The sequence below is a fragment of the Corynebacterium sp. HMSC074A01 genome, assembly GCF_001831515.1.
Lineage (GTDB): Bacteria > Actinomycetota > Actinomycetes > Mycobacteriales > Mycobacteriaceae > Corynebacterium.
Genome location: NZ_KV825621.1, coordinates 20,517 through 45,688, shown reverse-complemented (window position 1 = coordinate 45,688; position 25,172 = coordinate 20,517). Strand labels below are relative to the sequence as shown.

At 66.7% G+C, this 25,172-nt stretch carries 20 protein-coding genes; 8 read left to right on the top strand and 12 right to left on the bottom strand.

Annotation, left to right across the window (positions count from 1 at the left end):
- The first annotated feature begins 312 nt into the window (after positions 1–312).
- Positions 313–789 (top strand): hypothetical protein, encoded by a 477-nt coding sequence (locus HMPREF2550_RS07855; RefSeq protein ID WP_141757883.1) that lies wholly within the window; start codon positions 313–315, stop codon positions 787–789.
- A gap of 72 nt (positions 790–861) precedes the next feature.
- On the opposite strand, the gene HMPREF2550_RS07850 is transcribed toward HMPREF2550_RS07855, so the two are convergent.
- Complete coding sequence (locus HMPREF2550_RS07850; RefSeq protein WP_070764669.1) at positions 862–3,774, bottom strand: UPF0182 family protein; 2,913 nt, start codon at positions 3,772–3,774, stop codon at positions 862–864.
- Between the two features lie 148 nt (positions 3,775–3,922).
- On the opposite strand from HMPREF2550_RS07850, the gene HMPREF2550_RS07845 reads away from it, so the two are divergent.
- Together HMPREF2550_RS07845 and HMPREF2550_RS07840 are read left to right on the top strand one after the other, a co-directional pair.
- Complete coding sequence (locus HMPREF2550_RS07845; RefSeq protein WP_038588903.1) at positions 3,923–4,462, top strand: PPA1309 family protein; 540 nt, start codon at positions 3,923–3,925, stop codon at positions 4,460–4,462.
- Positions 4,463–4,540: 78 nt separating this feature from the next.
- Positions 4,541–5,260 carry a hypothetical protein gene (locus HMPREF2550_RS07840; protein ID WP_070790592.1) on the top strand — a complete coding sequence of 240 codons (720 nt, stop codon included), beginning with the start codon at positions 4,541–4,543 and terminating at the stop codon, positions 5,258–5,260.
- Positions 5,261–5,263: 3 nt separating this feature from the next.
- Here HMPREF2550_RS07840 and HMPREF2550_RS07835 read toward each other — a convergent pair whose 3' ends face one another.
- Positions 5,264–6,673, bottom strand: a complete 1,410-nt coding sequence (locus tag HMPREF2550_RS07835; RefSeq protein WP_070790591.1) for a zinc-dependent metalloprotease — start codon at positions 6,671–6,673, stop codon at positions 5,264–5,266.
- 95 nt (positions 6,674–6,768) lie between these two features.
- On the opposite strand from HMPREF2550_RS07835, the gene HMPREF2550_RS07830 reads away from it, so the two are divergent.
- Positions 6,769–7,863 carry a YlbL family protein gene (locus tag HMPREF2550_RS07830; protein ID WP_070790590.1) on the top strand — a complete coding sequence of 365 codons (1,095 nt, stop codon included), beginning with the start codon at positions 6,769–6,771 and terminating at the stop codon, positions 7,861–7,863.
- 161 nt (positions 7,864–8,024) lie between these two features.
- Here HMPREF2550_RS07830 and HMPREF2550_RS07825 read toward each other — a convergent pair whose 3' ends face one another.
- The 9 genes from HMPREF2550_RS07825 to HMPREF2550_RS07785 are packed head-to-tail and all read right to left on the bottom strand — an operon-like array spanning position 8,025 to position 20,819.
- On the bottom strand, positions 8,025–8,546 hold the full coding sequence (locus tag HMPREF2550_RS07825; RefSeq protein WP_070790589.1) for a M48 metallopeptidase family protein: 522 nt from the start codon (positions 8,544–8,546) through the stop codon (positions 8,025–8,027).
- On the bottom strand, positions 8,546–10,606 hold the full coding sequence (locus HMPREF2550_RS07820) for an ATP-dependent DNA helicase UvrD2 (protein WP_305764122.1): 2,061 nt from the start codon (positions 10,604–10,606) through the stop codon (positions 8,546–8,548). Before HMPREF2550_RS07820 ends, HMPREF2550_RS07825 begins: the two co-directional genes overlap by 1 nt.
- A 6-nt stretch (positions 10,607–10,612) precedes the next feature.
- Entirely contained in the window at positions 10,613–11,353 is a 741-nt protein-coding gene (locus HMPREF2550_RS07815) for an NAD(+) diphosphatase (protein ID WP_083319844.1), read from the bottom strand.
- 1 nt (position 11,354) lies between these two features.
- Complete coding sequence (locus tag HMPREF2550_RS07810; RefSeq protein WP_070764568.1) at positions 11,355–12,458, bottom strand: potassium channel family protein; 1,104 nt, start codon at positions 12,456–12,458, stop codon at positions 11,355–11,357.
- Positions 12,459–12,478: 20 nt separating this feature from the next.
- Positions 12,479–15,736 (bottom strand): ATP-dependent helicase, encoded by a 3,258-nt coding sequence (locus HMPREF2550_RS07805; RefSeq protein WP_070790595.1) that lies wholly within the window; start codon positions 15,734–15,736, stop codon positions 12,479–12,481.
- Positions 15,737–15,752: 16 nt separating this feature from the next.
- Positions 15,753–18,830 (bottom strand): ATP-dependent DNA helicase, encoded by a 3,078-nt coding sequence (locus tag HMPREF2550_RS07800; protein ID WP_070790588.1) that lies wholly within the window; start codon positions 18,828–18,830, stop codon positions 15,753–15,755.
- Positions 18,831–18,848: 18 nt separating this feature from the next.
- Positions 18,849–19,568: a hypothetical protein gene (locus HMPREF2550_RS07795; RefSeq protein WP_083319843.1), complete on the bottom strand. Its 720-nt coding sequence runs from the start codon at positions 19,566–19,568 to the stop codon at positions 18,849–18,851.
- A gap of 13 nt (positions 19,569–19,581) precedes the next feature.
- A complete protein-coding gene (locus HMPREF2550_RS07790; protein WP_083319842.1) occupies positions 19,582–20,583 on the bottom strand; it encodes a DUF3152 domain-containing protein in 1,002 nt (333 codons plus the stop codon).
- Between the two features lie 11 nt (positions 20,584–20,594).
- On the bottom strand, positions 20,595–20,819 hold the full coding sequence (locus HMPREF2550_RS07785) for a DUF3107 domain-containing protein (RefSeq protein ID WP_038588881.1): 225 nt from the start codon (positions 20,817–20,819) through the stop codon (positions 20,595–20,597).
- A gap of 103 nt (positions 20,820–20,922) precedes the next feature.
- Between HMPREF2550_RS07785 and HMPREF2550_RS07780 the strand changes: the two genes are divergently transcribed.
- Both HMPREF2550_RS07780 and HMPREF2550_RS07775 read left to right on the top strand, forming a co-directional pair.
- Complete coding sequence (locus HMPREF2550_RS07780) at positions 20,923–22,242, top strand: DEAD/DEAH box helicase (protein WP_070790586.1); 1,320 nt, start codon at positions 20,923–20,925, stop codon at positions 22,240–22,242.
- The gene (locus HMPREF2550_RS07775; protein ID WP_070764573.1) at positions 22,239–23,447 is read left to right on the top strand and encodes an Rv3212 family protein; all 1,209 of its coding nucleotides are present in this window, start codon (positions 22,239–22,241) and stop codon (positions 23,445–23,447) included. The genes HMPREF2550_RS07780 and HMPREF2550_RS07775 overlap by 4 nt, the downstream gene beginning before the upstream one ends.
- Positions 23,448–23,450: 3 nt before the next feature.
- On the opposite strand, the gene HMPREF2550_RS07770 is transcribed toward HMPREF2550_RS07775, so the two are convergent.
- The gene (locus HMPREF2550_RS07770) at positions 23,451–23,948 is read right to left on the bottom strand and encodes a hypothetical protein (RefSeq protein ID WP_246817531.1); all 498 of its coding nucleotides are present in this window, start codon (positions 23,946–23,948) and stop codon (positions 23,451–23,453) included.
- 490 nt (positions 23,949–24,438) lie between these two features.
- Between HMPREF2550_RS07770 and HMPREF2550_RS07765 the strand changes: the two genes are divergently transcribed.
- Together HMPREF2550_RS07765 and HMPREF2550_RS12620 are read left to right on the top strand one after the other, a co-directional pair.
- Positions 24,439–24,702 (top strand): WhiB family transcriptional regulator, encoded by a 264-nt coding sequence (locus HMPREF2550_RS07765; protein ID WP_038588872.1) that lies wholly within the window; start codon positions 24,439–24,441, stop codon positions 24,700–24,702.
- A gap of 99 nt (positions 24,703–24,801) precedes the next feature.
- Positions 24,802–24,876 (top strand): 50S ribosomal protein bL37, encoded by a 75-nt coding sequence (locus HMPREF2550_RS12620; RefSeq protein ID WP_095066802.1) that lies wholly within the window; start codon positions 24,802–24,804, stop codon positions 24,874–24,876.
- The last annotated feature ends 296 nt before the right edge of the window (positions 24,877–25,172 follow it).

Here is a 25,172-nt window from a genome sequence, read left to right as displayed (position 1 = left end):
CGGGGGCAGGATTCGAACCTACGACCTCTGGGTTATGAGCCCAGCGAGCTACCGAGCTGCTCCACCCCGCGTCGGGTGATATTTTCTTTTCACCTGCTGCCGTATCGGCAACGTGAAGTAACTATACTTATCACCCCGCAAAAGGCCAAATCCCCTGGGCACCGCCCAGAATCACAGTTCTTACAAGACCCACATAACGCACAGTTCCCGATGCACACCTCGCCCACTCGTTCGAGAGATCACGACCCCATGTCCGGGGTGGGCGCTAGAATTACGCTTCCTTGCTCACCGCATAACCACAAGGAGGCGCCCTTGGCAGAATTACTGCGAGCCGCAGTGCACAGCGTGGAGATCCCTTCGCTCACCCGGCGAGAACACCGGATCCTGGGCACAATGTCACAATTGGCCGACGACCACGATGGCTCGCTTCTCAACGTCGACGGCACCGTCCGCCCCGGCCGAACCGGACTCATCACCCATTTCGGCCAGAGCAACGGGAAGGGCGGGTGGGTCCGGCACAACATCCTCATCACCCACATCCCACTGTTTGAAGAGGTGGGTTGGATCGAGGCGGTAACGGAGCCCGCGCTCGACGGCGCGTACCAGCTCAACCTCGCCCGGCTGGCCCGCCTACTCGACGTGACAGAGGAGCGCATGGCCGGGGCGGAAGACGACCCGCTCGCGCTCACCGAGGCCGACCAGTTGCTGCCTGGCGATTTCAGCCGCCCCGTGTTCGCGGGCCTATGGGATCAGGTCGACCGGATCCTGGTGCACAACCCGCAGGTCTAGCCAGGCATAACAAAGCGCCGGGGACGTTTTCCGTCCCCGGCGCTTCCTGCGTTCCGGCTAGCCTGCTAAACGCTACTCGGCGTTCTGGTACGCCTCCACCGCGCGGTCGAGCTGGTCGAGTGCGCGGCCGTACTCCTCGAAGGAGCCGTCGCGAGCGCCCTCAAGGTTGCGCAGCGCATCGTTGATGCCCTGCATGGCCTCGTCCTTGTTGCCCGGGGCCGGCTGGGTCTTCTCCTCGGCCTCTGCCTCCTGCGAAGTATCGGCGGGGGCTTCGGCGTCCTTGTTGTCGGACGCGCCCTCGTCGACAAGCTCGATGTCCTGCGCTGCCTTGGAGTCGATGCCCACCTGCTTGAGCGCCTGGGAGATCGTCGGCGCGTAGCCGACCTGGCCGCGGTAGAACACCAACACGCGCAGCAGCTTCGGGAAGGCCGAGGCCTGGTCCTTGCGCTGCGAGTAGATCGGCTCGACGTAGAGGATCTCGCCGCCACCCACCGGCAGGGTGAGCAGGTTGCCGTTCTTCAGGTCGTTCGAGCCCTCCCACAGCGTGCGGTCGCGCGCAACCTGGTCGGAGGACATCAGCGCGTCCTGCGCCTGCTTCGGGCCCTGCGTCTGCGTATTCGTCGGCAGGACGCGGACCGTGATCTTGCCGTAGTTCTCCGGGTCCGAGGACACCGACATGTGTGCGGACAGGAACTCGCGGTTCAGGCCGCGGTACGGGGTGATCAGCTGGAAGGAGGACTCGTTGGTCTCCGGGTCAGCGGCCACCACGTAGTACGGCGGCTGGTTGAGCTCCTTGCGGCCCTCTGCTGCGGTCGGGTCGTTCGGCACGGACCAGAAGGCGTCGTTGTTGAAGAACACGCCCGGGTCGTCCACGTGGTAGCGGGCCAAAAGCTCACGCTGGACCTTGAACAGGTCCTCCGGGTAGCGCAGGTGCTCGCGCAGGTCATCGCTGATCTCGCTGTGCGGGCGCACCGTGTCCGGGAACACACCCATCCATGCCTCGAGCACCGGGTCTTCCTCGTCGAACTGGTAGAGGTCAACCGTGCCGTCGTAGGCGTCAACGGTGGCCTTGACCGAGTTGCGGATATACCCAAGGTTGTTATTGACCAACCGCTGGGTGGTGCCATCCGGGTTGAGCGCATCCTGTGTGGTGTCCTGCAGGGAGGAACGCGTGGAGTACGGCAGCTGGGACAGCGTGGTGTAGCCGTCCACGATCCACTTCACGCGGCCATCAATGACTGCCGGGTAGGTCTTGGAGTCAGTGGTCAGCCACGGAGCGACCTTCTCCACGCGCTCGCGCGGGTCACGGTCGTACAAAAGCTTGGAGTCCGCGCCGACGCGGTCCGACAGGATCATGTTCAGCTCCTGGTACTTCACCGCGTACGCTGCGCGGTTGATCCAGTTGCCAATGTTGACTCCGCCCTTGCCGGTGTAGGTGTAGGTGGAGTTGTCCGTGTCGTACTCGACCGGGCCCTGGCCGTTATCGCCCACGATGGCGTAGTCCAGCCCGTCCTTAGCAGAGGAGATCACCGGACCGTAGTAGATGCGCGGCTCGTCCACACGGATGCCCAGCTCTTCCGCATCCTTCTTCTCCGCGGCCTTTGCGTTGGACTGCAGGTCCGAGACGGTGAAGATGGGCAGGCCGCCGCGGGTGGAGCCCGCGTCCTGCGCTGCCTCATCCACCGTGTTGGCCTGGGCGGCGACGAAACCGTTGCCGTGGGTGTAGACGGTGTGGCGGTTGATCCAGTCGAGCTGGTTCTCACGCAGGGCGTTCGGATCCATCTCACGGGCGGCGACGACAAAGTCGCGCATCTCGCCGTCGACCTCGTAACGGTCCATGGCCAGCTGATCCGGGAACCCGTAGAAGTTGCGTAGCTGCTGGTTCTGCGTGAAGGTGGGCGACAAAATCTCCGGGTCCAGCAGGCGGATGTTGCTGATGGTGGCCCAGTCGTCTGCGACCTCGTTATTCGAGACCGTGTCCGCTCCCCAGTTTTCCTCGTAGGTGACCGTGTCTTCAGTCAACCCATACGCGAAGCGGGTGGACTCGATGTTGCGGGCGATGTACTCACGCTCCTTGGCCTGACGGTTCGGCTTGACCGAGAACTGCTCCAAAAGCGCCGGCCACACGTTACCGATCACCAGGGAGGACACCAGCATCAGCACGGTGGCCAGCACCGGGATGCGGAAGTCCTTATACACCACGGAGGCGAAGAACGCGGCGGCAACGATCAGCGCGATGACGGTGAGGATAATCTTGGCCGGCAGCATCGCGTTGATGGAGGTGTACGACGCACCGGTAAAGATGTCGTTTTCCCCGTAGAGCAGGAAGTAGCGATCCAGCCAGTACCCGACCGCCTTGATAAGCATCCACACACCGGCGGTCACCGCGAGCTGCACGCGAGCAGCCTTGGAGACGTAGCCAGTCTGCCCGACGGCCCTGTTACCAATGCGGATGCCGCCAAGCAGGTAGTGCGCTACCAGCGCGATCAAAAATGCAACGATGAGCAGCATGCTCAGCGTGCTGACCACCACGGACAGGCCCGGCAACGCAAAGGCGTAGAAGCCGAGGTCTCTACCGTACTGCGGGTCCGAGACCCCGAAGTCAGAGCCGTTGAACCACAGCAGGAAGGTACGCCACATCCGTTGGCCTGCAAGACCGGAGAAGACCGCGACGACCAGCGGCACCGCTACCAGCAGGGAGCGGATACCCTGCTGGATGGAAGCGCGGTACTGTGCGCTGGGCGAAAACAGGTCCGCCTCCGGCATCTCATCTGGTCTACCGCGCCACGCCAGCCATGCCGCGAGGTAAGCGATTCCCCCGCCGAGGAGTGCGAAAACGATAAATAGTACGACCCGGGCGATGATCACCCGGTTGAACACCCCGCGGAAGTCGAGCTCGCCGAACCACAGAAAATCGGTGTACAGACCGATCAGCATGGGCACGAGCGTGAAGATGACGCCGAGGACGATAATCGCCGTCAACATCGTCTTGTTCGACTTTTTCGCGTTGGGTTGAGGCTGGTTGACGCGGGTAGCCAATCCTGCTCCTTCGAAATAGTCTTTGCGTGCGTATTAAGCTTCTAGCTTTAAGTAGCTTAATTTGTGTAACGAATAAACAGCCAGAAAGGTTCCCGTGCAGCAGAATTTCAGCTCGCAGCAAGCCCTGAATAAAGCCATGACCGAGGCTGTGGAGTTCGTCCACGCCGAGGGCTGGGACGCCCCGCCTTCCCTGTTCGCGCTGGTGCCGACGCAGCTGCTTGTCGACGAGCTCACGCAGCTTGCCGACGACGCCGCGCACTCCCCCTTAACGCTGGTGGTTCAGGAGCTGCCCGAGCACATCCGCCCGGGCAGCGACGAGCTGGCCGACTACGTCTCCCGCGTCGCTTGGCCCGAGCAGGTCGAGGGCGTCGTCCTGGCCCAGGAGATCGTCTTCCGCGACACTTCCGCGGGCCCCGATGCAGCACCGCGCCCTGCCCGCCTGTTCTCCGGCGTGCTGCGGGGCGAGGATATCGAGCAGACCCTGCTGCAGATGCGCCTGACCGAGGAGGAGCTGGAGGAGCGCGGGATGTTCGCCCAGGACGAGATCGAGCTGCGCGGCGGGCCGAACGTCGCGCCAAACGTGATCGCCGCTCTGCGCTACAGCCTGGACCGCGAGCCAGAGGAGCTGGGGTAACGGCTGGGAGTCGCCTTCACCCTTGACGTACTATCGGTAGACAACGCACGTGTAAACGTATCTAAGGAGCCAATTTCCGTGTCGCATCGCCGCATCCTCGCCCCCGCCCTGCTCGCCGCTTCAGTGGCGCTCACCGCCTGCGGCGGTGGCGGGGAGGACACGCCTGAGGCCACCGAAGCCACTGAAGCCACTGAGAGCACTGAAAACGCGGAGAACACTGAGAGCACAGTGCAAAGCGAAAGCGCTTCACCCACGACGAGCACCGAGGAGACAGCCACGGCGTCTTCTTCGCAAGAGGCAAGCACGGAATCGAGCACGCGGGCGTCGACAAGCAAGCGCGGTGGCGACGCGGAAGATGAGACGGTTGCGAAGGTCGCGGAAACCTTCGCTTCCCTCGCCCCGGAGTCACTGTTCACTCAGCTTGAAACATGCGCGGCGACAGGAGTCAGCGGCTCTTATGACTGCTCGGGGGCGGAGATCGGGCAGTTCCAGTTCTTCGACTCGGAGGCGAAGGCGGCGTCGACGACGCAGCTTTTGACCGAGCTTCGCTCCTCCCGGATTGTGGAGGACGACGGCGAGCGCATCGTCGGCTGGTCCACCCTGGGCACTTCCGCGATTATCACCGTGGTGGACAATGAGCGCGGCCAGGTGCTGCAGCAGCTGGTGTCTACTGAGCAGGAAGATCCGCGCGAGCGCATCGGCAAGCTGGGGCTCGCCGAGGTGAGTGAGGAGGATGCGACGGAGAAGACCCGGGAAACAACCACCACGAAGGCCTCCGAGACGACGTCGCGCCGCTAGCGGCTAGAGCTCGGTGCCGTCCTCGCTGCCGTCGTCCTTGCCGTCGCCGTACTTGCGCTTGAGGTCAGGGTTGTTGCGCAGCTCCTCTTCGAGCTTGCTGAACTCGGCGTCGAAGTCGGTATCGGTGGTGTCGTCCAGCAGGCCGTCGATAAACGCTGCGGGGTTGTCCAGGTGCTCCGCGGTGGGCAGGAAGTCGGGGTGGTTCCACACCTCGTCGCGACGCTTGACCCCCACCGCATTGTCCACGCGGCGCCACAGCTCGGCGGCCTCGCGGACTTTCGGGGCACCCAGCTCGATGCCGACGATGTTGGCAAAGGCCTGCTCGGCCGAGCCGCCGGTCGCGCGGCGGCGCGCCCATGCCTCGGCCAGCTGCGGTGCAGAAGGGATCCGCTCCGCCAGGGCAGCGTCCACGACCACGTCGACCCAGCCCTCGACGAGCGCGAGCAGGGTCTCCAGGCGCGCGGTCGCCGCGGCGTTGCGGGAGCCGACGCGCGGCGAGAGGTCCATGTTCTGCAGGTTCTGCAGCGCCTCCTGAATCTGCTGCGGGTCGCCCGACTCCAGGTTCAGGCTGCGCGTCGCCTCGTCGATATTGGAGGTGTCGATCTCCAAGCCCGCGGCGTACTCCTCCACCGAGGCAACGATGCGTTCGACCAGCCACGGCACGTGCTTGAACAGACGCTGGCGGGCCGCCTCGCGCGCGGCGATGTAGACCATGACCTCCTGGCCCGGAACCTCCAGGCCCTTGGCGATCTTGGTGACGTTCTTCGGCAGCACCGACGCCACACCGCTGGGCGCGACCGGCAGACCGAAATCGGTGCCGGTGAGCGCCTGCTGGGCCAAATCCCCCAGCGCGTGGCCCAGCCGCATGCCGAAGTTCATGGAGTTCATCGAATTCATCATCCCGGCCAGCGGGCCCATCATCTCCCGGGCCTCGGCCGGCAGCTGGTCCATCTGCGCCCGGTTCATGTGCTCGGCGACCGGGTTGACCATGCGCTTCCACATCGGCATCGTCTCCACCAGCCAATCGTCCGCGTTCCAGGCCTGCGCCTTCGACTCGGCCGCGGGCAGCGTGGTCGTCTCGCTCAGCCAGTGATCCACCAGGCGCAGCGACTCTTCCACTGCCTTCTTGTCCCCCGCGGCAACTGCGGCCTTGTCGCCCACGCGCTGGCGGGCCATGCGCAGCGCCATGTCGAAGTTCACCGCCTCGTCTTGCGCTTCGGCCTGGTTAAAGGAGTTACCCATGCCGCTAAGCATTTGGCCAAACTGGTTCAGGATGTCCCCGAACCCACCGCCAGCCTGGCCGCCGCTAAAGCCAAACGCGGCGAAGGGGTTCGACGCGTCGTTCTCATCGCGCTTGCGCTTGCCTTCGTCGTCATCGTCGTTGGGAAAGGAGAATCCGAATCCGTTACTCATACACGCCACGATACATAGCGTGCAAGCGCTTGCGCGACTACTTTTGCGCCCAGCCAGGACGCTGTGAGCGAACACGGCTGCGCTATGCTGCCTGTGTGAAAAAATCGGCAGAGGTTGCACAAGCAGCTAACGACGTGCGCAGCAGGCGCTGGTCGACGGTGACGTGGGGCGCGATCCCCGTCGCCGCCCTCACCGTGTTGTTGTCCCTCGACCACATCCCAGGCACCGACATCACCCTGGCCGTGCCGTATGCCGCCGAGGGCCCGGGCCCGATGTTTAATGCGCTTGGCGACGTCGACGGCGAAGACGTCATCGACATCGAAGGCACCGAGACCGACCCGGTCGCGGGCAACCTGAACATGACAACGGTGTCGGTACGCACCAACATGACGCTCCTGCAGGCCATCGGCCGCTGGGCCACCACCGACGACACCATCGTCCCGATCAGCCAGATCCTCCCGCCCAACCTGGACGAAGACGAGCTACGCGAGTACAACAAGGCCGAGTTCGCCGCCTCCGAGGGCAACGCCACCGTCGCCGCCATGCGTTACCTGGGTAAACCCACCCGCGTCATCGTGCACGATCTGCTGGAAGACTCGCCGTCTGCGGACGCCCTTGAGCCCGGCGACGTGCTCACCGCCGTCGACGGCACCGAAGTGACCCAACCCAGCGAAGTCCAGGATGCCGTGCGCGCCCACGCCCCCGGCGACGAACTGACCGTGGAGATCTCACGCGGGGACCAGACCAAGGAAGTGCGCATCACTCTGGGTGAGAACCCGCACGAAAAGGGCGAGCCCATGATGGGCATCCTGATGACCTCCGAGCCCGCAGGTGACGTGACGGTCAACTACAACCTCAACGACGTCGGCGGGCCGAGCGCGGGCATGATCTTCTCGCTCGCCGTGATCGACAAGCTCAGCCCCGGCCAGCTCAACCACGGCAAATTCGTCGCCGGCACCGGCACCATTGCCGAATCCGGCGAGGTCGGCCCCATCGGCGGGATCACCCACAAGCTCGCCGGTGCACGTGACGCAGGCGTGGAACTCTTCCTCGCCCCGGAGGGCAACTGCGACGCGGTACGCACCGTCGATACCGGTGACATGACCGTGGCCAGCGTGAAGAACCTCGACGAGGCCGTCGCCGCCATGGACGACTACGCCGCCGGACGGTCTGTGCACGCCTGCGGATAAACGTGGCTAAACGGCGTGTGGCGTACAGCGTACGGCCTGCAGCCAAATGGAGCTAGCTCCATTTACGATTCGCCCGCCAACAAAACGCCAGGTCGCACTCCGCCGCCGACCCCAAACGGAGCTAGCTCCATTTGCAACCAGCCCGGCGACCCCAAACGGAGCTAGCTAAAACGCTGGTAAGCCTCGAGGTAGCCCTTAGCCCGCTCGGCAAACGGGGCGCGGTCCGCCCACGCCCAAAACTCGGGACCGTGACCGGGAATGAAGGTGTGCACGAGCTCGTGGACCACCGTGGCGTCGAGCACGTAATCAGGCACGTTTTTCAGCCGCGAGCTGATCCGGATGTCCCCCGTAGAAGTCGTGCACGAACCCCAGCGTGTGCGCTGGTTGTCCGACCAGCGTACGGAGCCGATGCGCGCTTTGCCCTCGAGCACCTCCCGGTTGAGCTGTTCTGCACGTGCGAGCAGATCCGCATCACTGGAAGCGCTCGAGCGGGTCTTGGCGGCCATCTTCGCCAGCATCTCCTCAACGGCCGCGGTCTCCTGCGCTTTGCTCAGCCGGGCGGGGATGCGGATTTCGACGACCCCATCCACGATCCTGCTCTGGATGGTGCGGGTACGCCGCGCCGAGCGGATGACCCGGTAGGTCTGTCCAGACTCGTGGCGGATCGAATCGCCCACCCCCATCACCGGAACTCTTCGAGCGTGTCTAACACGCCCTGCCCGTACTGCTCGATCTTCGCCGGCCCGACCCCGGAGATGCCGAGGAGTTCCTGGGTGTCGGCGGGCATGGCTTCGGCGATGGACATGAGCGTGGCGTCGGTAAACACGATGTAGGCGGGCTTGCCCGCGGCGCGCGCCTCGTCGCGGCGCCAGCGTTTCAGCGCGGCAAAGACCTCCTCGTCGAAACCGGGCTCGCAGTCCTCGTGGCGGCCCAGCGTTTTCTCCGCCGGGGTTGCCAAGAGGTTCCCGCACACGCGGCAGCGGCGGTTGCGCTTGACCCGCTCCGGCGTCTTCTCCACTTCCAGCTCCGGGGCGATGCCGTCGAGGAAGCGCGAGCGCGAACGCGATTTGCGCCCGCCCTCCTGGCGCGCCAGCGCCCAGGACAGGTGGAGGTGCTCACGCGCGCGGGTCACACCGACGTAGAACAGGCGGCGCTCCTCTTCCACCTCTGCGTCGCCCGCCTTGATCGCGTGCGAGATCGGCAGCGTGTTCTCCACCAGTCCGACGAGGAACACCGCGTCCCACTCCAAGCCCTTCGCGGCGTGCAGGCTCGCCAGCGTGACACCGTCGACGGCGGGCGGCTGCTTCGCCTCGGCGCGCCTGCGCAGTGAACGCAGCACGTCCGGCAGCGTGGAGGCCTCCTGACTGCGCACAATCTCCTCGATGAGGTCGACCAGCGCCGAGAGCGTCTGCCACCGCTCACGCGCCTTCGCACCCTCCGGTTCGGTCGGGGTCAGCCCAATCGGCGCGAGCGCGGCGCGGGCCACCGCAACCGGGTCGTCGGGCAGATCCGTGCGCCGGGCCGCGGCGACGAGCGCGCGGATAGCTTCCCGGATCTCACCGCGCTGGAAGAAGCCTTCCCCGCCGCGGACTTGGTAGACGATCCCGGCGTCGGCAAGCGCGGCTTCGAACGCCGCGGACTGGGCGTTGATGCGGTAGAGCACGGCGATTTCGCGGGCGGGCACGCCGGCGTCGAGAAGCTGGCGGATCTTGATCGCCACCTCGCGCGCCTCGGTCGGCTCATCGTCGTAGGCGGTAAAGGTCGGCTGCGGGCCGTGCTCGCGCATGCCCTTAAGCTCCAGGCGCGTGCCCGCCACCCGGCCCTGCGCCTTGCTGATGACGGTGTTGGCCAAGTCGGTGATCTCAGGTGTGGAGCGGTAGTCGCGCTGCAGCTTGACGACGGTCGCGTGCTCATACGTCCGCGAGAAACTCAGCAAGTAGTTCGGCGTCGCCCCCGTAAACGAGTAGATGGTCTGGTTGGCGTCGCCGACCACCGTCAGGTCGTCGCGCTGTCCCAGCCAGCCCTCCAGCACGCGCTGCTGCAGCGGGGTGACGTCCTGGTACTCGTCCACCACGAAGGACTGGTACTGCGCCCGGAATTCCTCGGCCACCGCCGGGGCGTTCTCCAGCGCTCCGGCGACGTGCAGCAGCAGGTCGTCGAAATCCAAAAGCATGCCGTCCGGGGAGGTCTTCGCGTCCTCGTAGAGCTTATAGACCTGCGCGACCTTCGCCGGGTCCGTCGGTGGGGTGCGCTTGGTGCCTGCGATGCGCTCGACGTAGTCGTCCGGGCCGATCACGCTGGACTTCGCCCACTCGATCTCGCTGAGCAGGTCGCGCACCATTTCCTTGCCGGAATCCAGCCCAGCCGCCCGTGTTGCGCGCCCCACCAGAGGGAACTTGTTGTCCAACAGCTTCCAGGGCAAATCGCCCGCGATCTGCGGCCAGAAGTACTGCAGCTGGCGACGCGCCGCCGCGTGGAAAGTCCGCGCCTGCACCCCGCCCACGCCCATCGTGCGCAAACGGTCGGCCATCTCGCCTGCCGCGCGCTGGGTAAAGGTCACGGCGAGCACCTTCGTCGGTGCCACCATGCCTTGGTCGACCAGGTTGGCAATCCGGTACGTAATGGTCCGAGTCTTGCCGGTACCTGCGCCCGCGAGGATGCACACCGGCCCTCGCGGCGCGGTCGCGGCGACGCGCTGGTCCTCGTCCAACAAACTCAAGTCCACGGCCATGTGCGTGTCCATCCCTTCCTACAACTCGCCCGCGGCCCAGCGGCCAATGAGCTGGCGCGCGATACTGCCCTCCGGAGCAAGTGAAAGCTGCCCCAAGTCCGCGCGCGTCGCCCAGATGATCCGGCTCAACTCCCCATCGGTCTCCCCCACCGCGTCCTCGTCTTCGGTCCTGGCGAAGAAGCCCAGCATCAACGACCCGGACAGCGGCCACGGCTGCGACCCAACATACGCCACATCTGCAATCCTGCGCCCGGTTTCCTCCAACACCTCGCGCGCAAAGGCGTCCTCGGCGCGCTCGCCCACATCCATGTAGCCGGCGATGCAGGTGAAGTAGCCGGGCCGGCGGCGGTTCTCCCCCAACAGGATGCGCTTGGAATCGGCGTGCTCCACCACCCCAATCACGCAAGGATCGATCCGCGGGAAGACAGGCCTGTCGGAGGCACCCCGCGCAAACGCGCCCGAGGCGTCCCAGGCAAGCTGGGAGCCGTCGGCCGGATCGAAGCCGCCGCGCTCGTGCGCGACGAGAAGCCCGACAGCGCGCGCGATGAGCGGATCGTCGAACCACTCGCGCGCACTAGCCGCCTGCGTCGCAAGTTCCTCGGCGGTCACATCGGATACCCGCACCGCGGTCACTTCCGGGCTCACCCGCGCCCTGGTGGTCACCTTTACGCCGGGCGGCAGGGTAGGCAGGAGCAGCGGTTGGCCCTGGGAGTTGAGGGGGAAGTGCAACGCGGCGTCGAAAAGCAGGTACAACGGCACGCTACTCCGACGGCTTCTGCGCTTCAGGCGACTCCTGCGGCTGGGTCATGCGCACGTACAGGAGGCGGTCGCCCGGCTCGACGGTCTCCGCCTCCGGCACATCGATGCGATACAGCTCACCCGAGCGCACCACGCCCAGCACGATGTCGGCCAGGTGGCGCGGGTTGGAGCCAACCTCATCGTCGGCGATCGGACGCTCGGCAACGGCGAAGCCTTCGTCAGGGCTGAGCAGGTCCTCCATCATCTCCACCACGGGCGGAGTGACCGTGGCCAGGCCGAGCAGGCGGCCGGTCGTCTCGGCGGACACCACCACCGAGTCCGCGCCCGATTGCATCAGCAGGTGCTGGTTCTCGCTCTCGCGGGCGCTGGCCACGATCATCGCGCGCGGTGCCATCTCACGCACCGACAGGGTGACCAGGACGGCCGTATCGTCCGAGCTCGGAGCCACCACGACGGAACGTGCGCGGGTAATGCCGGCGACTCGCAGCACGCTCGACTTCGTGCCGTCGCCGTGGACGGTGACCAGGCCGCGCTTCTCGGCGTGACCCAAGGCAACCGGATCCGAGTCAATGACGACGATGCTGCTCGGAGCGGTATCGCCCGCGAGCAGGGCGTCGACAGCGGAACGGCCCTTCGTGCCGTAGCCGACCACAATGGTGTGATTGCGCACAGTTCTCCTCCACTGCTGAATCTGAAGTGTCTTGCGGGAATCCTCCGTCAGCACGGACAGGGTCGTGCCGACCAAGAGCATCAGGAACGCCACACGAGCCGGGGTGATCACGAAGATATTGACCAGGCGCGCGCCCTGGGTCACCGGGGTGATGTCACCGTAGCCCGTGGTAGACAGCGACACCGCCGAGTAGTACAGCGCGTCGATAAAGGTCAGCGGCTCGGTGTAGCCATCCGTGTCCAGGTACACGATCAGCGCCACGATGACCATGAGCATCGTGGCATAGGCGAAGCGCCGGGCAATGAGCGCCCACGGGGTGGTGCGTTCCTCTGTAGGGATGGTGATGACATCAAGGAGCGTATGCACCGGAACGTCCGAGCGGTCCACGTCGTCGCGGACGCGGTCCCGCCAGGCAAAGGGGTAACGCCGCCTCATCGCCTACTGCTCCCTTCTACTCATGAGTGACTTAACCCCGAAACACTAGCACTGCCAGCGTCCAACAGCTCTGCGAGCCGGTCCGCGTCCGGCAGCTCCGACGGGGAGTAGTCCTCGCCCGTGCGCACGTAGAAGAACACGGCGCGCACCGGTTTGCCGTCGCCCGCTATTCGACGCCACGCCTCCGCATACACCGCCAGCTGCAGCTTCGCCGCCTCCATCTGCGCGGGCGCGGGCTTCGCCCCGGTCTTCCAGTCCACCACGACCCAGCCACCATCTGCGTCGCGGAATACGGCGTCCATCCGGCCGCGCACAACCGATTCGCCCAGCGCGAGCTCGAAGGGGTGCTCCACGTGGACAGGGCTGCGCCGCGCCCAGTGGCTCTGCTCGAAGGAGCGTTTTAGGCGCTTGAGCGTTGCGGCATCCACCTCCGCCTCGTCGCCGCCGGGCAGTTCGTCCTCGGTAAGCAGGGGTTGTTGGCCGTAAAATTCCTCCAGCCACTCGTGGAAGGCAGTGCCGCGCTTGGCGTAGGTATTCGGTTTAAACGGCACTGGCCTGCGGGCCCGGCGCGCGAACTGCTCCGGATCGGCCTTGAGCGCCACCACGTCCGAGGCGGTGAGCTCAGCGGGCATGACCACGGCGGTGGCGGGGGCTGAGGCGCGCTCGTGTTCCTCGATCAGCGCGGTGACGTCGCGCTCCCACAGCTCAAAGAGTTCGCCCTCGGTGAGCGCGGGCAGCGTATCGCGTGCTTTGTCGACGCGGGCTGCGGCAGCGAGCGTTTCCGGCTCGGGGTCGAAGTGGGGCCAGGTGCCGGTGGGCACTGTGTCTTCTGTTGGTTCCGGTGCCTCTGTCTCCGTGGCTTCTTCCCCGCTCGCCCACGCCACCGGCTCATCTACGAGCGTGCGCATGGTGGCGAAGTGCTCGTAGGGTTCCGCCTCGCGCGCAACCTCCGGTTTTGTCCGCGACCCGGTGATGAGCAGCTTGCGCTCGGCGCGGGTGACGGCGACGTAAAAGAGGCGGGCGGATTCCTCCGCCAGCTCGGCGCGCACCTGCTTCAGCCAGGCGGCACCGGCCTTTTCAAACTGGGTCCGGTTTTCCACCTCGGCGAAGTCCGCCAGGTACTCCGGGTCGCCGAAGGAGGCGTCCGGGAGGTTGCGCACCCAGGTGAGGAAGGTCTCTGCTTTGGCGGCGTAGGTGGCGTTGTCGGCGTGCAGGACTGCGACGGTGTCCCACTCCAGCCCTTTCGCCTTGTGCGCGGTCAGGATCTGCACCCGATCGGTGCGGGAGGCCACGGCACCTGGGGCCAGGCCATCCTCGTGTTCGCGGGCGAGCGCGAAGTAGTCGAGCAGGCCTTCCAGGCTGGTCCCGGGGTAGGCCGCGACCGCACTGAGGAGGCGCTCGAGGTGGACGGTGCCAGCGGCAGAGCTGCGGGCGAGCACCTCGGTGCGGATGCCGAAGACGTCAATGATGTCGGTGAACAAGTCCACGAGCCGCTTGCCCAGGCTCTGGGTACGCAAATACCGCAGCTTCGCGGCGAGCTCGCGCAGCCGGCGCAGCCCCTCCTCGCTGTAGCGCTCCGGCTCGCCTAAGTCCGCGACGGCGTCGGCAAGCCCCGCGGGCGCTTCCGCCCCCGCGTTTAGCGCCGCAGCGCGGGTCTGGAGTGCGTCGAGCTGCGCTGCAAGGCGTGCGGCTGGGTCCTCGCCTGCCGTCTCCTCTTCCTGTGTACTACCGCGCAGGTTGTTGGCGCGCGCGGCGAGCGCGGCAAGGTCGGCGAGCCCAAGGCCTACTGCGGGACCGGCAAGGATGCGGAGTGCGGCCGCGGAGTCCGCGGGGCGGACCAGCATGGTGGCCACGGCGAGCGCATCGGCGACCTCCGGGACGTCGAGAAGCCCGCCGACGCCGACGATTTCGTACGGCACGCCGCGGGCGGCCAGCTGCTCCGCGATCTCGGCGGAGTGCCGGTTCTTGCGCACCAGCACTGCCGCGGAAAAGGGCGCGCCCAGCTCCTGGGTCTCGAGGTACTGAGCAGCGAGGTTGTCGGCTACGAACGCGAGCTCCTCCTCGTTCGTCTGGAAGAACCCGAGGGCCACCTCCCCGCTGTCTGCGCCCGGCCGGGCCGCAAGCGGGGCGACCGTGCGCTTTTCGCTGGTGCCCAGCACCGCGTCGGACACGCTGTTGGCCAGGACAAGGATCTCTGGCGGGTTGCGCCACGAGGTGGTCAACTGCTTCTTCGGCGCGGGCGAACCGTCGACGGGAAAGTCCTCGACAAAGGCGGCGAGGTTTTCCGCGGTGGCTCCACGCCACCCGTAGATGGCCTGCATGGGATCCCCCACCGCCGTGACCGTCAGCTCGGGGTCCGCACCCTGGCCGAACAGGCTGCGCAGCAGGACGCGCTGGGCGTGGGAAGTGTCCTGGTACTCGTCCAGCATCACCACCCGGAAGCGCTGCCGCTGGGCACGCCCGACGCGCTCATGGTCGCGCGCAAGTGCCGCAGCGGTGGACATCTGCTCGTTGAAGGTCACCACCCCGCGTCGCCGCAGCTCCTCGTTCAGCTCGCGGGCCAGCGGCAGGTACGCCCGGCGCTCCTCCTGCGTGCTGCGCCACTTCTGCAACTTCTGGGTGAACTCGGTGCGCGCACGCGGTGCCATGGGCAGCGACTCGGTCTCCGCCAGAAACGCGGCGGCCTGCTCGTCTACCTCCTCGGGCGTGGCCAGCTCGTTGCCCATCGAGGTCACCAGCGCGAGGACCTCACCCACCACGGTGCCCACGGCCGGATTCTTCCCGCCGCTGGCGATCACCGGCCCGGCGTAGTCCGTGACCACCTCGGTAGCGATCGCGTGCAGCTCCGCGTCCGTGATCAGCCGTGAGTCCGGCTCGACCGGGACCAGTAGGCCGTACTCGCGTACGAGGTCGCCGGCGTACGAGTCGTAGGTGGACACGGTCGGGGCGATGACCTGCAGCGCCTCGGCGAGCTCGCCCGAGGGGTCCAACCGGCGCACCAGGTCGCGGTTGGCAGCCAGGGTGGCCAACCGGTCGCGGATGCGTTTGCCCAGCTCCTGCGCCGCCTTGCGGGTAAAGGTGAGTCCCAGGATCTCGTCGGGCCGCGCGTAGCCGTTGGCCACCAGCCACACCACGCGCGCGGCCATGGTCTCCGTCTTGCCCGCCCCGGCACCGGCCACCACGAGCAGTGGTCCGGGCTCGGCCCCGATAACCGCGGCCTGTTGCTCGGTGGGCGGGAATTTCTGGCCGAGGTAGCGCGACAAAAGCGTCGGCGACATCGGGGCGTTGCTCACGTTAGGCACGGTAGATCACCTGTCCTTCCGGTTGGATGGGGCACAGCGCGCGCACCGCGCAGTGCTCGCAGTGCGGCCCGGCCGTGGCCAGCAGCTCAGGGCCCGCCGTCTGTGCAGGCAGCGGGGCCAGAAGCTCGCCAAGCTCCGCGAGCTCCTCCGGCGTTTTCGGTGCCTGCTCGCGGGTAGCCAGCGTGGATTTGTTCGCGTTGGGGTAGACCAGCACCGCCCCGCCGACGCGCAGCGGTGCATCCCCCTCCCGCGCGGTCACGACCGCCTCGCCGTCGAAAGTACCCCCGGCTAACGCGAGCTGGTAGGCGGCCAGCTGCATGTTGTCCGCAGTCGCCGCCTTCGTGGGCGGGGTGGCCCCGGTTTTCAGATCAACGATGTGCACCGGGCCCTCCGCTTCACCGCTGACCTCCCGCTCCAGACGGTCGAGCCGCCCAGCAATGCGCACCCCGCTTTCCAGCTCCACACGCACCGGCACCTCCGCGCCCAGCAGCGCAAAGGTACCGCGCGTCGACGCCACCCAGGTGCCCAGCCGCTCGAGCAGGGCTGCGAAATCGTCGACGTCGCGCGCGGTTTTCCACGCCGGGCCGCGCTCCGCTTCGCGCCGGGCCGTCACCGTCGCCTCGCGGGCCTCCGCCTCGTCCATGCCCGCGCCCAGCGCCTCCAGGTACGCGTGCGCCATCGATCCGTAGATCATCGCCAGGTTCTCTTCCAGCCCCACCATGCGCCCGAGCGTCTCGCGCATCGGGCACGCCAAAAGCCCCTCGATGCGCGAGGGCGACAGGGTTGTCGCGTGGTGCAGGGCCTCGCTTGTCGACGCCTCCGCCGTCCCCCACCACTGCTCCGGTGCCGCCCCCGCCACACCGGCCTGCGCCAGCCGCGCCAGCTGCCGCGCGGCCTGGCCCCGGGTCGCCTCGTCCGAATCTTCCGCCACCAGCGCCCGCCGCAGCTCCGCGATCACCTCGTCGCGTGCCAGGAGGCGAACGCGATCGTGTGCAGTCTCGCTTCCACTGCTCTGCGGCGCCTCCGGCGGGGCCACGACGGTGGTCGGCTCGATACCGAAGTCCTCGCAGTACTCCTCGATAAACCGCGAGGGCACAATCAACTCGTCGCCGTCTTGGTCATCCACCGTGGTGACCAGCACGGCGTCGCGCGCGCGGGTCACCGCCACCCAAAACAGGCGGCGTTCCTCTGCCAGCCGCTCCGCGGTGTGCGAGACCGGCACGTCGGGGTCCACCCCGTTATCCACCAGATCCACCAGGTCCTCCTGGCGAAACAGGGAGCCAGTCTCGCCGAGGCTCGGCCACGAATTCTCCTGCACACCAGCGACGACGACGCGCGCGAACTCCTGGCCCGCCACACCGTGCGCTGTGAGCAGCGCCACCGCATCCGGCGTCGCCGCCCGGCGGTCGCGCACGCCGGTAGGCAGCTCCTGGGAGGTGATCTCCGCGATGAAGCTCTCCACGCCGGCGGCTGCGCGGCGCTCGGTGAAGTCCCCGGCGGCGTCGAAAAGCGCCATCACTGCATCCAAGTCGCGGTCCGCCTGGGAGCCGCTGGCACCGCCACGCAGCGCGACCGCGAGCAGGTGGTCGGACAGACCGGTGGCGTGCCAGATCGCCCACAGCACGTCCTCCACGCTGCCGCCTTCGCGCTCGGCCCGTCGGCCCGCGTCCAGCACCGCGCGAACGCGCTCGAGCAGGCCGCGCTCGCGGTCCGTGAGCACGCTGCCAAAGTCGGGCAGCCCCTGTGGGGTCACCAGCAGCGCGTGCAGTGTCTCCTCGGCGCGCGTGTCCGGTGCCCACCGCCGCAGCCCGCGCAGCAGGCGACGCAGCGTGACCGGGTCGGTGCCGCCGACCGGGCCGAGCAACAGGTCGCGCCACTGCGCGGAGGCGAGCTCCTCGTGCAGCGCACGCATGCCAAGCAGCAGCGCCGCCACGATGCGCTGCTCGCTTAGGACCACGTCGGTGGGGTTGAGCATCACCGGCACCCCGGCTTGCAAAAGGCTGCGGCGCACCGGCTCGATAAGCGAGGTCGAGCGCACCACCACCGCCATCTCCCGGTAAGCCACGTCCTCCTCCAGGTGTGCGCGGCGCAGCGCGTCGGCCACCGCTGCCAGCTGGGTGGCCCCGTCCTGCGCAATCGCCACGCTGCGGCGCGGCTGCCTGCGCGACTCCCCCAAGTCAATGACCTCGTGGTCTAACCCGCCCAGGTCGCGGAAGAAGCGCGGCGAGGCACCACGGAAGTGGTAAATCGACTGTGCCTCGTCCCCGCCGACGACCCCCAGCTCGGCGTTGGCGAGCAAGCGGCGGATGAACTCGGCCGGGGCAGGCGCGAGGTGCTGCGCATCGTCGACAATCACGGTGTGCCACAGCGTCGGCAACTCGCCGCGTAAGACTTCGGCGACAAGCTCCGAGGCCGAGAAGCGCTTGCCCCCGGCCAGCGCCATGACCTCCCGGTACTCGTGCAGGAACTCGGCGGCCGCACGCCAGATCTCCACGTCGTGGCGCTCGCCGAGCGCGGCGAGCTGATCCGCGTCCAGGCCGCGCTCCACGGCGCGCAGCAGCACGTCACGTAGCTGGCGGGCAAAGCTCACCATGCCCATCGCCGGGCGCAGCTCCTCTGGCCAGCTCCCGCGCCCGTCTTCTACCTGGCCGCGCAGCAGCTCTCGGATCACCGCGTCCTGCTCCGCGCCGGAGATCAGCCGGATCTCCTGGTCGTATCGCTGGCGCAGGACGGCAAAAGCCAGGGAATGCACCGAGCGCACCAGCGGCGCGCTGCTGACAAAGCCGCTCTCGGCCAGCCGGTCGGAGATCTCCGCGCGCATCCGCGCCGCCGCCTCCTTGGAGGAGGCGAGCACGACGATGCCGCTCGCATCCTCACCCTGCTCGGCGGCCCGCAGCGCGGCGGCCACCGCCGTGTCCACCAGGAAGCTCGTCACACCAGCACCGGCCTCGCCGACGACCTTCCACCGCCCGGACTCTGGCAGCGCAGTCGGCCACGAGCGCGCGGTGGTCTCGCGCGTGCGTGGGACCAAGTAGGCCCGCGGGGTGTGCGGTATCTGTGGTGCGTTCATGGCCGCTAGTGTGCCAGGCTAGGCCGACATGATGAGCTCGCGCACCCGCGAAATATCAGAACGCACGTTCGCGATGGTGGCCTCACCTGTGATTTCGCGGTACTTCAGCGCGCGCTCGGCCAGCTCCAGCAGATGTGGAACGTGCGCCCACCGCCCGATCACGCCCTCGTCCACCGCGCGCACAAGCAGCCCGTCAACCATCACTTGCGCGGCCGTGTACCCGCGCGGGCGCGGCTCCACCGAGGGCACCAGGGCGCTCAGCACCGGGGCGTCCTTGCCCGCGAACAGGCAGCACGCCAGAAGGTCCATGTGCGCAGTCACCAGCCCGCCAGTCGGCACGTCACCGTCGAAGTCCCGCCAGGCGGCGCGCTCGGCATCGGCCCACATGCCCGTGCGCGAGGCTGGGGAGGGCGGGGCGAAGGGGGTCAACGCCTCGTCGAGAAGCAAAGCCCCGGCCATCGCCTCATCGACGCGGGCCGCGGGCGCCCCGGGGGCGAACTCATTGGCGCAGTAGCCGCCCACCACCAGGCGGCCGTCGGTGGCGCGCACCGGGCGCGCGACGTGCAGGCCGGGGATGGCATCCGCCAGCTTCTCCCGGGTCTTGCCGGACCACGCGGCGGTCGGCGACGCTGGCGCGATCACGACGTTGCCAAACTTGCGGCCAAAGTCCCACGGCGCGCCCAACGGACTGCCCGAGCCCTCCAGCTGGAATGCAGCAACAACGTGCTCAGGAATCATGCGCACACCCCCTCTACTTCGCTGCCGGGCGCGGGTACGGCCACGGGTTGGTTCGGCAGCGCTTGTTGTCGTCCGGGTACACCTCTTCCGGGTCAAAAGAATGCAGCTGGGAGTTATCCAAGCTCAGCGTCTGCTGCATCATCACCGGCGCGAGCGCCCCCTCCTCACGGCAGGCCTCATGCGAGGCAAAGCCGAGCGCGTGGCCCACCTCGTGGTTGATCATGTACTGGCGGTAGCGGCCCAGGTCGCCCTCGAAAGGCACGGCACCGCGCACCCAGCGGGCCTCGTTCAACAGCACGGTGTCCTCGCCAGTAATAGTGGTGCGGCAGCTGGTCTCCATGTCCAGGTTCACCCCGCACAGCTCCTTGGTCGTGGCCTGGGAAGTCAGGCGGATCTTCACGTCCGGATCCTGGTCGGCCGCCACGTGCTCGAAGCCGAAGCGGGGGTCGTTCGTCCAGCTCCGCGGGTCCGCCAGCGTGGCGTCCACCATCGCCGCGAACGCGCCGTCGCCGCCGTAGGTGGTGGTGTCCACCCCGTTTTCAATCTCCACGACGTAGCGCACTTTCAGCTCCTTGCCCTCGCCCACGTTCAGGCCGGGTGCCCCCACGGTGCGGTAGGTGCCGTCGCCCGCCGGGGTAAACGGCCCACCGGGCGGCAGCTCCTCCACCCCGTGGTCGCCCTCCGGCAGCTGGGCCGGCTCACGATGCGCGCCGCCTTCGCCCACCTCCTCGGTCCCCGCGGCCGCGGCGGTCTGCTCATCCGCGCCGCCAACAGGCGCGACCACGGAAGAGCCGGGGTGCTGGAACATGTTGACCAGCACAAGCACAGTCAGGACAGTGAGCACCGGAATGGCGTATGCGCGCCACCCGTACTCGCGGGCAAAGCGCACGAGACGGCCCTCGCCGTCATCGTCGCCCTCCCAGTCGCCGAAGAAATCCTCCGCGCCATCCTCGTCCCAGTCCGCTTTCGCTTCCGTGGGCGCAGATGCCGCGGCACGTCTGTGCCTACTGCTCATAACCTCACAATCTATCGCATGAAGCCAACGCTGCGTGCGGTGGTCGAGCCCTGCTCCACGTAAGCAATCCGGTCGGTGCGGATGAGGTAGGTCCGCTCCTTGTCATCGACCACCTTGACAGTGGCCTGGCCCGCGTCAATCGCCTGCTCGATGGTAGAGATGAAGTCTTCCTGCCCCTCTGGCAGCTTGATTACAAGCTCGCGCGGGGTATCGGCCAAACCAATCTTGATGTCCATGGGTGACGCTCACGTTCCTTTTAAAATGTGTGTAATTACTCTTCAGTCACGCCCGTCTCCGAGCAGTGGCCCCATTGTAACGGCCCCGGGCTAAGATGAGCGTGTGCCTAGATCAGCTGAGAGTGAACACGACAACGCGCCCACCTTCGCGGCACTGGGCGTGGCCGCAGAACTGCTCGATGCACTTGCAGAGCAGGGCATCACGGACACGTTTTCCATCCAGGAGCTCGCAGTACCGCTCGCCTTAGACGGCCGAGACTTGATCGGCCAGGCCCGCACGGGCATGGGCAAGACCTACGCTTTCGGCATCCCGCTTTTGGACCGGGTTTTCGACGACGCCCGCATCGCGGAGCTCGACGGCACGCCGCGCGCCCTCGTGGTCGTTCCTACTCGCGAGCTGGCCGTCCAGGTCGGCGAAGACCTCGACCGCGCCGCGAAGTACACGCCGGTTCGCTGCACCACCATCTACGGCGGCACCCCCTACGAGGACCAGCTGCGCGAACTCAAGCGGGGCGTGGACGTGGTCATCGGCACCCCGGGTCGGCTGATCGACCTGTACAACCGCGGCGACCTTGACTTAGGGCACGTGGCCATCCTCGTGCTGGACGAGGCCGACGAGATGCTGGACATGGGCTTTTTGCCCGACATCCAGAAGCTGTGGTCGGCGGTGCCCAAAGAGGTACAGACCATGCTCTTTTCCGCCACCATGCCCGCGCCCATCCTCACGCTGGCGCGCTCCATGATGCGCACGCCGGTCCACATGCGCGCAGAATCCGAGGATGCCTCGGCCACCCACGCCAGCACCAAACAGGTGGTCTTCCAGTCGCACCGGATGGACAAGCCCGAGGTGCTCGCACGCGTGCTCCAGGCGAACGGGCGCGGCCGCACCATCATCTTCGCGCGCACGAAGCGTACCGCCGCCCAGGTGGCGGAAGACCTGGCGCGCCGCGGCTTCCTCGTCGGCACCGTGCACGGCGACCTGCGCCAGGAGGCGCGCCAGAAGTCGCTGGACGCATTCCGCACCGGCGAGGTGGAAATCCTCGTGGCAACCGACGTAGCGGCGCGCGGCATCGACGTCGACGACGTCACCCACGTGGTCAATTACCAGACCCCGGACGACCCGATGACCTATGTACACCGCATCGGCCGCACGGGCCGCGCCGGCCACTCAGGCACCGCGGTCACCCTCATCGGCTTTGATGAGATGTACAAGTGGGAGCAGATTAACGACGAGCTCGAACTCGGCCAACCCACTCCCCCGTCGTGGTTTTCCACCTCCCCGGAACTCTTCGAGGCACTCGATATTCCGGACTCGGCTACCGCCACCGTTGGGCGGCCGCGTAAAGTGCTCGGGAGCCGGCCGGCGAGACAGCGCACGGCCAAAAGCCCCAAGAGACCACAGCAGGGAAGGAAACGGCGTTGAACGCTCCGCTGCGACGCACCAAGGGTGACCTGATCGCCACTGCGGTAATCACCGCGCTGACTGTCGGCCTACTCGGCACCGCGTTTCTCACCGCGCCGATCCGCTCTTCCGAGCTGGTCTCGGCGGCCGAGGAGCACGAGAACTACGGCCAGCTGGCCATCGTGCCCGAGGAGCTGCACGAGTCCTTCCGCCTGCCCGATACCTCCCCGGACGCCGCCCCGCTCGTGGTCGCTGGCATGCTGATCACCTACAACGAGGGCACGATCACCGCGACCACTCCGGAGGGCAACACCGCCTGGACGTATCACCGCGAAGAAGAGCTGTGCGGCCTCAGCGGCGCGTGGGACAAGGTGGTGGCCAACTACCGCGGCAACGCAGGCTGCGGCGACGTGGTTGCCATCAACGCCCTTTCCGGCGAGTACGCCTCGACGCGCTCCGCCCCGGGACCTGAGCAGATCACGCCCGTGGCCTCGAACGACCACGTCGGCCAGGTGAACCGCGACCGCGTGGAGCTGTGGCGCTCGGACATGGTGCGCACCGTCGAGTACGGCACGATCGAGGCCCCGCAGGAGCCGAACCAGCAGCCCAACGAGTGCCCGATCACCTCGGCGCTGACCCGCACCGAGCTGCTCGCGGTGACCGAGGAATGCAGCGGCGGCACCTTCCTGCGCTTCCAGGAGACCACGCCGGAGGACTCTCGCGAGCCGGAGATGCACGGCTCGGTACAGCTTCACGACGGCGCATACCTCGTCGGCATCTCCCAGGACGCCGCAGCGATCTACGACCCGACCACCTCCGAGGTCCGCTCCTACCAGATGGACGGCAAGGAGATCACCGCCTCGACCATCCCAGACCTGGGCGAGCCGAGCTCGCTTGACGACGGCACGCGGATCCTCGCGACCAAAGACCTCCCCCACCACATGAGCTACTTCCAGAACGACTACCTGGTGCTCATGGACCCGGCGAAGCTCGGCGTCACGGGCGTGTTCCAGGGTGCCCTCGGCACCGGGTTCTCCGCGGGCGACCGCCTCCTCTACGCCTCGTCGAAAGGTGTCGCGGTGGTGAACTGGGACAAGAACTCGGTGGAGAAGATCATCCCGGTTGACCGCGGCGACTACTCCGGCCCCATCTCCATTAGCTCGGCCGGCCCGACCATCGTGGAAAAGCGCGGCGATGAGGTCGTCGTCCTCGCGATCGAGGAGTAAGCCCTAGCGCTGGGCCTTGCGGAGCTCGTAGCGCGCCTCGTTGTAGCGCGCCGACTCCGGGTTAAAGACGGTGTAGAGCACGAGCGCCGTGGACAGCAGCGTGGCGATTCCCAACAGGATCGCGCCGCCGGAAAACATGTAGAAGGCCACACCGGTCAGGATCGCCTCGATCAACACGATCGCGCCCGTACTCCGCGGCTTACCGCGCAACGTGGACACGGCGACAAAGGCGATGAAGCCAAAGATGATTAGCAGGAAGATCGCCGTACCCAGCGAGACGAAGTGGACCGCCGCCGAATCCGATTCAAGCGTGCTGTCGCTCGCCCCCGTCAGTTGGTTATAGATGAGGCTCGCCGCGTAGACGAAGATGGCCAGGCACTGCACCAGCACGATGACGGCACCGAAGCGCATCAGCGGCGGCACGCTTCCGCTGAGGCGCTCCGCCGTATCTAGATCCATTGCGGGTTTGGAGGTCTGCTTACTCGAGTCTTTGTTGGTCACATTGCGTTAGTCTATCCGTCACTTTGGTAAATGCATGCGCAGTGCCGCTTGTCGACGCCCAACCATCTCCCCGAGGAACATCACAGGTATCCGATTTGACCTTCTCCGGCGCGTATGCGTGCGCAGAATTCCCCGTTATCCCAGTTCAGAGACATGTCGGACGGTGCGAAAAATCCTGGGGAATCCCAATATGAACTGCCCGCGCAACAAAAATTCGTATGATTCCTATCACATTTTCGCGTTTACCCCTAGCCAACATTGCAATTTCATGCCATGATTCTCAGGTAGCAAAAACAACGGGCTGGTAACACAGCCCTTAACCCGAAGACACCACAGGGTTAACGCCAGGGAAACCGGCAGCCGGAACTCACCAGAGCACACCGCCCGGATCCTGGAATCAAACTTCGTTTGCAACTCGCCCCTTTCCCCGAGGGCGATGAAGTGGTGTGCGCAACAACTGTTCAACGCTTATATAAAGGAGTATTTCACCATGGATTGGCGCCACGAAGCAATTTGCCGCGACGAGGACCCGGAGCTCTTCTTCCCGGTCGGCAACTCCGGCCCCGCTCTCTCCCAGATCGCCCAGGCCAAGCTGGTCTGCAACCGCTGCCCCGTCACCTCCCAGTGCCTGAAGTGGGCACTGGAGACCGGCCAGGACGCCGGCGTTTGGGGCGGCCTCTCCGAGGAAGAGCGCCGCGCAATCAAGCGCCGCAACAAGGCGCTCGCCCGCAACCGCGCACGCCTGTCGGCCTAAGCCCCGCCACCGTACGCGCACAGAATTTCCCTGTAGGCGTGTGTGAGCGATAAAGTAGAATACCTGTACTTTTAATCGCCCAATTCGAAGGAGGCCCCCATGAGCAAGCGTGGTCGTAAGCGCAAGGACCGTCGCAAGAAGAGTGCAAACCGCGGCAAGCGTCCTAACTCTTAAGAACAGCGCAACCGCCCCCTCCCCGGCACGTTCCGGGAAGGGGGCGGTTGTTTTTGTGCGCTCACGGATGCGGGGTGTCGGGGCTGTTTGCTGTCGGCCGCTGCTGTCTGCGCCGCCGACCCAAATGGAGCTAGCTCCATCTAGGACACCCGGCCACACGCGACCAGGCGTTTTCCACCCGCCCCAGACCCAAATGGAGCTAGCTCCATCTAGAGCCCCTGAACGGGACCCCAGACAACGGCACCCCAGCCCCAACCTCTCCCACCCACCAAAAAGCAACCCGCCCGGTTCACTGC

Coding starts and splice junctions, on each gene's coding strand:
- HMPREF2550_RS07790 (WP_083319842.1), bottom strand. CDS start 20,583: ATGAGCAGTAGGCACAGACGTGCCGCGGCATCTGCGCCCACGGAAGCG.
- HMPREF2550_RS07835 (WP_070790591.1), bottom strand. CDS start 6,673: ATGAGTAACGGATTCGGATTCTCCTTTCCCAACGACGATGACGACGAA.
- HMPREF2550_RS07765 (WP_038588872.1), top strand. CDS start 24,439: ATGGATTGGCGCCACGAAGCAATTTGCCGCGACGAGGACCCGGAGCTC.
- HMPREF2550_RS07850 (WP_070764669.1), bottom strand. CDS start 3,774: ATGTTGACGGCGATTATCGTCCTCGGCGTCATCTTCACGCTCGTGCCC.
- HMPREF2550_RS07820 (WP_305764122.1), bottom strand. CDS start 10,606: ATGGACACGCACATGGCCGTGGACTTGAGTTTGTTGGACGAGGACCAG.
- HMPREF2550_RS07805 (WP_070790595.1), bottom strand. CDS start 15,736: ATGTCGCCGACGCTTTTGTCGCGCTACCTCGGCCAGAAATTCCCGCCC.
- HMPREF2550_RS07825 (WP_070790589.1), bottom strand. CDS start 8,546: ATGGGGGTGGGCGATTCGATCCGCCACGAGTCTGGACAGACCTACCGG.
- HMPREF2550_RS07810 (WP_070764568.1), bottom strand. CDS start 12,458: ATGAGGCGGCGTTACCCCTTTGCCTGGCGGGACCGCGTCCGCGACGAC.
- HMPREF2550_RS07800 (WP_070790588.1), bottom strand. CDS start 18,830: ATGAACGCACCACAGATACCGCACACCCCGCGGGCCTACTTGGTCCCA.
- HMPREF2550_RS07785 (WP_038588881.1), bottom strand. CDS start 20,819: ATGGACATCAAGATTGGTTTGGCCGATACCCCGCGCGAGCTTGTAATC.
- HMPREF2550_RS07795 (WP_083319843.1), bottom strand. CDS start 19,568: ATGATTCCTGAGCACGTTGTTGCTGCATTCCAGCTGGAGGGCTCGGGC.